The 6,552-nt window shown below is 59.8% G+C and carries 9 protein-coding genes; 3 read left to right on the top strand and 6 right to left on the bottom strand.

Going from position 1 to position 6,552, the window contains the following annotated elements; all coding sequences use genetic code 11:
* Nucleotides 1-6: 6 nt before the first annotated feature.
* The 4 genes from ACIPZH_RS11755 to ACIPZH_RS11770 all read right to left on the bottom strand — a co-directional run bounded on the left by ACIPZH_RS11755 (nt 7) and on the right by ACIPZH_RS11770 (nt 3,297).
* The gene (locus tag ACIPZH_RS11755) at nt 7-585 is read right to left on the bottom strand and encodes a DinB family protein (RefSeq protein ID WP_241805435.1); all 579 of its coding nucleotides are present in this window, start codon (nt 583-585) and stop codon (nt 7-9) included.
* A 12-nt stretch (nt 586-597) separates the two neighbouring features.
* Nucleotides 598-1,704: a cell division protein ZapE gene (zapE, locus tag ACIPZH_RS11760; RefSeq protein ID WP_400636252.1), complete on the bottom strand. Its 1,107-nt coding sequence runs from the start codon at nt 1,702-1,704 to the stop codon at nt 598-600.
* A gap of 103 nt (nt 1,705-1,807) precedes the next feature.
* Nucleotides 1,808-2,956, bottom strand: a complete 1,149-nt coding sequence (locus ACIPZH_RS11765; RefSeq protein WP_400636253.1) for a PQQ-dependent sugar dehydrogenase — start codon at nt 2,954-2,956, stop codon at nt 1,808-1,810.
* Between the two features lie 23 nt (nt 2,957-2,979).
* Entirely contained in the window at nt 2,980-3,297 is a 318-nt protein-coding gene (locus tag ACIPZH_RS11770; RefSeq protein ID WP_267817235.1) for a hypothetical protein, read from the bottom strand.
* A 263-nt stretch (nt 3,298-3,560) separates the two neighbouring features.
* On the opposite strand from ACIPZH_RS11770, the gene ACIPZH_RS11775 reads away from it, so the two are divergent.
* The gene (locus ACIPZH_RS11775) at nt 3,561-4,049 is read left to right on the top strand and encodes an LEA type 2 family protein (protein ID WP_400636254.1); all 489 of its coding nucleotides are present in this window, start codon (nt 3,561-3,563) and stop codon (nt 4,047-4,049) included.
* Between the two features lie 14 nt (nt 4,050-4,063).
* On the opposite strand, the gene ACIPZH_RS11780 is transcribed toward ACIPZH_RS11775, so the two are convergent.
* Nucleotides 4,064-4,327, bottom strand: a complete 264-nt coding sequence (locus tag ACIPZH_RS11780) for a hypothetical protein (RefSeq protein WP_400636255.1) — start codon at nt 4,325-4,327, stop codon at nt 4,064-4,066.
* Between the two features lie 20 nt (nt 4,328-4,347).
* On the opposite strand from ACIPZH_RS11780, the gene ACIPZH_RS11785 reads away from it, so the two are divergent.
* Nucleotides 4,348-4,773 carry a YqjD family protein gene (locus tag ACIPZH_RS11785; protein WP_400636267.1) on the top strand — a complete coding sequence of 142 codons (426 nt, stop codon included), beginning with the start codon at nt 4,348-4,350 and terminating at the stop codon, nt 4,771-4,773.
* 32 nt (nt 4,774-4,805) lie between these two features.
* Here the strand turns inward: ACIPZH_RS11785 and ACIPZH_RS11790 are convergent, their stop codons facing one another.
* Nucleotides 4,806-5,423 (bottom strand): tRNA-(ms[2]io[6]A)-hydroxylase, encoded by a 618-nt coding sequence (locus tag ACIPZH_RS11790; RefSeq protein ID WP_400636256.1) that lies wholly within the window; start codon nt 5,421-5,423, stop codon nt 4,806-4,808.
* Between the two features lie 154 nt (nt 5,424-5,577).
* Here ACIPZH_RS11790 and ACIPZH_RS11795 point away from each other — a divergent pair, with 154 nt between their 5' ends.
* On the top strand, nt 5,578-6,441 hold the full coding sequence (locus tag ACIPZH_RS11795; RefSeq protein ID WP_400636257.1) for a universal stress protein: 864 nt from the start codon (nt 5,578-5,580) through the stop codon (nt 6,439-6,441).
* The last annotated feature ends 111 nt before the right edge of the window (nt 6,442-6,552 follow it).

The following is a 6,552-nucleotide window of genomic DNA, read 5'->3' on the forward strand; positions in this document are numbered from 1 at the left end:
ACGGCCTCACTTCCAGACGCGATCCTCGCTCCAGCCAAGCTCGGCAAAATCATGCACTCGCAAACCGGCCTCTTCCTCACAGAAGAACTCATCGAGCTGGGGCGGGCGCACCGCTGTATCGCTGAGCATGGCATGGACCTGGCCACGGTGATGGATCTGGTGCTCGAAAAGGTGTGCAAGCAAGCGCAGGCGCTGTTCACGCTGCACACGGTCGGGCCTCACGATGCTCACGTAGCGCGATAACTGGTCGTCGCTCAGCACACTGCAGTAAGCGATCAGCCGGTGGTCGGCCTGGGCCTGTTCGGCGTGCAGGTCGGTGCACGTGGCAAAAGGCTGCTCCGCCTCGAAGAAGCGTTCACCGTCGGCCGCAGGCGCCTCGCCACGCTGCTCGCACTCGAGCATGTGCAGATAGAACCAGTCCACCGTCAGCACATGGTTGAGGGTGGCCTTGATCGACGGAAAGAAGCTGCACCGGGGGGCGACGAACTCGTCCTGGGTCAGTTGCAGACAGGCCTTGTACAGGCGGTGGTTGGCCCAGCCATTGTTATAGGCCTGGGTCAGCAGATGATGCGACAGCGGCTCCATGGTTCGGCTCCTTCAGGCGAAGCGTTGCAGTTGCATCTCCCGTAGCCGGCTTAGGGTCCTTTGGTACGGGAAGGCCAGATACCCTTGAGTGTAGAGCGCTTCAAGCGGAACCTGCGCCTCAAGGTACAGCGCCACCCTGCGGTCGTAGCATTCGTCGACCAGCGCAATGAAGCGGCGCACGGCGTCATCCTTGGCTGCCAGCGCCGGCAGTTGCCGATCACCGGCTTCCACCCGTGCGGCACCGTCCTCGGTACCACGGGCGATACGCCCGACCTGCTGCTCGCCGCTCAGGGCTGGAATGCCTTCGACCAGGATCGCCGGAAACTGATCGCACAGCGCCATGAATTCCATTGCTGCCATTGGCTGCTCGCAGAGGTCGGCAAAGCGACACCAGATCGCTTGTGAGCTACGCCGGATCACCCGGATCTGCCGTGCGCCCACTGCGAACGGCAGCGCAGTGCCCGGATCGTCGGGGCTGAGCTGCTTGAACACCGCCTCAAGCGCCTTTGCCTTGCCAGCTTCAGCCACCCAATAGCGCTGGTGTGCGGCCCCAGGGTGAAGACGATGGTCCAGTTCGCCTGCCACCGCCAGCACTTGCATGTGCCGCTCTATGGCGGTGATAGCCGGCAGAAAACGATCGCGATTGAAACCATCTTGGTACAGCAACTGCGGCGGCTGGTTGGAGGTGGCAACCACTACCACACCATGATCGAACAACACCTGGAACAGGCGACCGAGAATAATTGCATCTGCGATGTCGCTGACAAAAAGCTCATCGAAGCACAGCACGCGGATATCCGCCGCCAGCGCTCGGGCAAGCGCCTGCAGCGGATCCGCGGTGCCTTTGAGTTGAAACAGCCGTTGGTGGACCCACGCCATGAAATGGTGGAAGTGCTGCCGCCGGGCGCCAGTACTCAGGCAGCGGTGGAACAAGTCCATGAGCCAGGTTTTGCCGCGGCCGACCGGCCCCCACAGGTAAAGGCCCCGAGCGGGGCGACCGCCCTCCAGGGCCTCGAAACAGGCTTGCAAGGCATAGACGGCCTGAGCCTGCTCCGGGTCGGGGACATAGCCTTGCTCGGCAAGGGCCTGCTGATAGAGCGTTTTGGGGTCTAAGGCCATGCCGCATTATGTTGATCGAGCCCATCGCCGGCAAGCCAGGGCCGCTACTGTACTTCAGCTCAGAAGTTCGCCAGCGACAGGTCAGTACATCCCGGAAGCGTTTTCAGCCCTGGCTCAGGCCAACTTTCAGCAGCATCCCGTCCTTTTCATCGGTGAGCACGTACAGGTAACCATCCGGCCCAACCCGCACATCACGGACTCGCGTTTTCAAATCCCCTAACAGGCGCTCTTCATGGACGACCTTGTCGCCATCGAGCTGCAGGCGAATCAGCTCTTGAGTGGCCAGCGCGCCGATGAACAGATTGTGGTCCCAAGCCTTGAACGTGGGGCTGGCGTAAAAAGCCATGCCGCTGATACCTGGCGACTTTTCCCAAACATGATGCGGATCGACCATACCGTCCACATGTTCGCCCTTGGCCTCAGGGATTGGCATCAGTGAGTAGTTGATGCCATGAGTAGCGATTGGCCAACCATAATTCTTCCCAGCCTGCGGAATGTTAATCTCATCACCGCCGCGGGGGCCATGCTCGTGCGTCCATAGCTTGCCGGTCCAGGGGTTGAGCGCTGCCCCCTGCTGGTTTCGATGGCCAAACGACCATATTTCAGGGCGCACGCCGTCTTTACCGACGAAGGGATTGTCTTTGGGCACTTCACCATCGGGCAGGATGCGCACAACCTTGCCTTGCAGCTTGTCCAGGTCCTGTGAGGTGGCGCGCTGGTTGTTCTCGCCCAGCGCGACGAACAGGTAGCCATTCCGATCGAAGACCAGGCGCGAGCCAAAGTGATTGCCCACCGAAAGCTTGGGTTGCTGGCGGAAGATCACCTCGAAATTTTCCAAACGTGCGCGATCTTCGGACAGTTGGCCACGGCCAACCGCAGTGCCGGCCTTGCCATCACTGCCCTCTTCGGCATACGACAAGTAAACGGTACGATCTTGGGCGAACTCAGGTGATAACACCACGTCGAGCAAGCCGCCCTGGCCCTCGGCCCAGACGTTGGGCACTCCGCTTATGGGAGGGCCGACCTTGCCTTCGGCATTGACCACACGCAGATTACCGGAGCGTTCAGTCACCAGCATATCCTTACCGCCGGGCAGGAACGCCAATGCCCAAGGGTTGCGCAAGCCGTCCGCTACGGTACTGACGGTCACCTGCCCCTCCTCGCTGGGAAAGCGCTTCTCGGCGGCGGCATGCACGAGCAGCGGCAGCAATGCAGCAGCGGTAAACGTGGTCAGCCAGGTAGCTTTGATCATGCAGAATTCCTTTGAGTGGCGGCTCAGGGCGCGCGCTGGGTGTCACGCGGTGGGCGGGTGGGTTCCAGGTTCGGCGTCTGCTGCTGGCGGCGCAAATTGTCACCATTACCGATGCCGCGGTTGTCCAGGCTAGGTGTGCGCTGGATCGGCTGGGTCGAAGGGCCGCGCACTGGTGGCGTGACAGGTAGGCTGCCTTGGCGGCTGTTAGGGTTGGCCCGCTGGATCGGGCTGTTGTAGGGGTTGTTACTACTGGCAGCAAGCAGCAAAGGCTGTAGCGGCGCTGCCTGTACAGGCAGGCCCAGCAACAGGCCGACGGCCAGGGCCGGCAATGTAAGATTCATACTCCACCTCGTGTACGAAAAGGTGCGCCTCGTGCGTTTGATAGCCTAAGGCGTCATGCGTTCGCAGAAAAAGGGTGAATGCGATTCGCGATGTTTCAGTATGAACCTCAGGCAGCCCGGAGCACCTGCAGAATATGCCAGGCGTAGGCTTCGGATGGTCGAAGGTAGCGGTTGCGGCATCCCAGCAGCAGAACCGCTGCTTTTCAACACCGGCTGACATTTGCCACACTCAAGGCCGGTTTCCATTGGCAAGGTCCATTTTCATGACTGCCGTTCTGCAACGCTACGCCCGATTGCTGCTGGTCTTGTTGCTGGCTGGTGTGCTGAACGCCTGCGCTTTGCTCCAGGCACGCGACCCGCTGAACATCAGCGTGATCGGCATCGAACCCTTGCCGGGTCAAGAATTGGAAATGCGCATGGCGGTAAAGATGCGCGTGCAAAATCCCAACGAGGCAGCCGTCGACTACAACGGCATCGCGCTGAACCTGGAGGTCAACGGCCAGGCACTTGCCTCTGGAGTCAGCGACCAGCGGGGGCATATCGGCCGTTACAGTGAATCGGTGGTGGTGGTACCGGTGAGCATCACGGCGTTTGCATTCCTGCGCCAGGCCTATGGCCTGAGCAAGCTCGACTCGCTACAAGGGATGCCTTATGTGCTGCGCGGTAAACTGGCTGGCGGCCCCCTGGGCACCGTGCGTTTTACCGATGAGGGCAAGCTGGACCTGCCCAAAGGGGGCAACGTGTACTGGTGACAGGCCGCGGATCATCAGCGGTTGGTGCTGGCAGCAGCCATCATCTTGTTTACCTCGCTGCGTACCATGCTGGCGTATTCAGGCGGCGACATGCCGTCCAGCTCGGCACGTACCCATTCAGCCCATTTGCCCTTGCGACGCGGCTTTTCCGAAATCAGCCGGGCTGCGTCAGCCTTCGCCTTGCCCAGGTTGTTCTGCCACAGTTCGAACAGCCGCGCCTTTTCTGCCTCGATCTGTGCCCGTTCCTCGAAGCTCCTGTTGGCCAGATTGAAAGTCATGAATGCACCTGCCAGTTGAAATGGCCGCTATCTTACACCGTAGTGGTGCTTCATCGCTAAGCTGGCGCAACTTTCCCGGCGCACCGGCATCCATTGCTTACCCCCCTATCGACGAGGACATGTTCATGGCCCGAAAATCAGCCTTTGCAGCTAACAGCGAGCAGATCAAGGATCAGGTGTTCAGTGAGCTGCAGGCATTGATAGAAGAATCCGAGAAGCTGCTCAACGACAGCGCCTCCCTGGTAGGTGAAGAAGCCGACACGCTGCGCGCGCAGGTCAGCCTGAAACTTCGCCAGGCTCGCGAGGCGGCCGGACAGGTGCGCGCCAAAGCCCAACCGGTAGTAGACGCTACAAACGAATATATCGGCGGCCACCCATGGCAAACCGTTGCGGTCTCTGCCGGGTTTGGCCTGGTAATTGGCTTGCTACTGGGCCGCCGTCACTAACCGTTACCAGGCGCAGTGCCGGCTGTTGCACATCAGGCGGCCTGCGCCATCGGAATACCACTGTGGAAACGCAGTTCCTGATCCGCAGACAGGATCAGATCTGCTTCCGCGTCACGCACCCGCTGAACCCGCTGGGCGATATCCGCTTCATCGCCATACTGATGGGCGAGTTTCAAGTAGCCTTGGTAGTGGCGCGCTTCACTTTTAAGCAAGCCGTGATAAAAAGTGCCGAGCTCATCATCCAGGTGCGGGACCAATGCTGCAAAGCGCTCGCAACTGCGTGCTTCGATAAAGGCACCGACCACTAGGGTATCCACCAGTTTGACTGGCTCATGGGCGCGCACCAGGCGGCGCAAGCCAGAGGCATAGCGCCCCGCCGACACTGGGCGCAAAGGCACACCACGGCGCTTCATCAAACGCAACACCTGCTCATGATGTACCAGTTCCTCACGGGCCAAGCGTGACATCATGTTGATCAGGTCCAGATGGGTGTTGTACTTGGCGATCAGGCTCAACGCCGTGCTGGCAGCTTTGAACTCGCAGTTCTTGTGGTCGATCAGCAAGGTTTCCTGGTCAGCAATGGCCGCCTCGATCCAGGCGTCTGGCGTCTTGCAACCAAGGAAGGCATCTATTTCGGGGATCAGGGACATAACGTACAACCACACACAGCAGGCAGGACGGGCGATTATACCGGTGCCGATCATGAGCGCCAGTGGCTATGCTTGATGTACATCAAACGGCCACGCAAGGCCGGCCTACTATAGTCAGGCATAGGCCACCACCTTTTCAGGGGAGTTCATGCCCATGCAAGCTGTCCGTAGCATTCTAGTGGTACTCGATCCCCATCATGCCCATAGCCGTGCGTTGACCCGCGCCAAGCTGATAGCCGGCGTAACCGGCGCGCGCCTGCACTTGCTGATGTGCGACAAAAAACAGGATCACAGCGCACTGCTCAGCTTGCTTAGCAGTCAGCTACACGACGATGGCTACACTAACGTCTCTCACGAACAGAACTGGAGGGAGAGCCTGCATGAGTCGATCATTGCCGTTCAACAGGCTGAAGGTTGTGACCTGGTGATCAAGGAGCACCGGCCGGACAACCCTCTGCGCAAGGCATTGCTGACGCCAAGCGACTGGAAACTTCTACGCCAGTGCCCTTGCGCAGTGTTGATGGTCAAGAGCGAGCGGCCTTGGACGCAAGGCATAATTCTGGCTGCCGTGGATGTCGGCAACGATGATGAAGACCATCGGCGGCTGCATGCCAGCATCATCGACCATGGCTATGACATCGCCAGCCTGGCCAAGGGTGAACTGCACGTGATCACTGCGCATCCCTCCCCCATGCTGGCGGCATCCGACCCGGTCTACCAGCTCAGTGAGACCATCGAAAAACGCTACCGAGAGGCCTGCAGGGCTTTCCAGGCCGAATACGATATCAGCGAGGATCGCCTGCATGTCGCAGAGGGCCCTGCGGATGTGCTGATACCGCATACCGAGCAGAAGCTCGATGCAGTGGTCACGGTCATTGGCACTGTCGCACGCACGGGCATTTCCGGAGCCTTGATCGGCAATACCTCTGAAGTCGTGCTGGATACGCTTGTGGGCGATGTGCTGGTGCTCAAAAGCGAAGAGGCGATCGCGCACCTGGCTGAACTGGCCCGAGGCTAGAGACATTTCCGAGCACAAAGACAAAACCCCTACCTGCTCGCGCAGATAGGGGTTTTGCGAAATGAATCTTGACGATGACCTACTCTCACATGGGGAAACCCCACACTACCA

Source organism: Pseudomonas sp. NPDC089758 (assembly GCF_044748705.1).
In the GTDB taxonomy this organism is placed as follows: Bacteria; Pseudomonadota; Gammaproteobacteria; order Pseudomonadales; family Pseudomonadaceae; genus Aquipseudomonas; species Aquipseudomonas putida_X.

Bases quoted from the DNA above. Each gene is read 5' to 3' on its own strand.
- ACIPZH_RS11785 (WP_400636267.1), top strand. From the start codon at position 4,348: ATGGCCGCTATCTTACACCGTAGTGGTGCTTCATCGCTAAGCTGGCGC.
- ACIPZH_RS11780 (WP_400636255.1), bottom strand. From the start codon at position 4,327: ATGACTTTCAATCTGGCCAACAGGAGCTTCGAGGAACGGGCACAGATC.
- ACIPZH_RS11790 (WP_400636256.1), bottom strand. From the start codon at position 5,423: ATGTCCCTGATCCCCGAAATAGATGCCTTCCTTGGTTGCAAGACGCCA.
- ACIPZH_RS11795 (WP_400636257.1), top strand. From the start codon at position 5,578: ATGCAAGCTGTCCGTAGCATTCTAGTGGTACTCGATCCCCATCATGCC.
- ACIPZH_RS11755 (WP_241805435.1), bottom strand. From the start codon at position 585: ATGGAGCCGCTGTCGCATCATCTGCTGACCCAGGCCTATAACAATGGC.
- ACIPZH_RS11775 (WP_400636254.1), top strand. From the start codon at position 3,561: ATGACTGCCGTTCTGCAACGCTACGCCCGATTGCTGCTGGTCTTGTTG.
- ACIPZH_RS11765 (WP_400636253.1), bottom strand. From the start codon at position 2,956: ATGATCAAAGCTACCTGGCTGACCACGTTTACCGCTGCTGCATTGCTG.
- ACIPZH_RS11770 (WP_267817235.1), bottom strand. From the start codon at position 3,297: ATGAATCTTACATTGCCGGCCCTGGCCGTCGGCCTGTTGCTGGGCCTG.
- zapE (WP_400636252.1), bottom strand. From the start codon at position 1,704: ATGGCCTTAGACCCCAAAACGCTCTATCAGCAGGCCCTTGCCGAGCAA.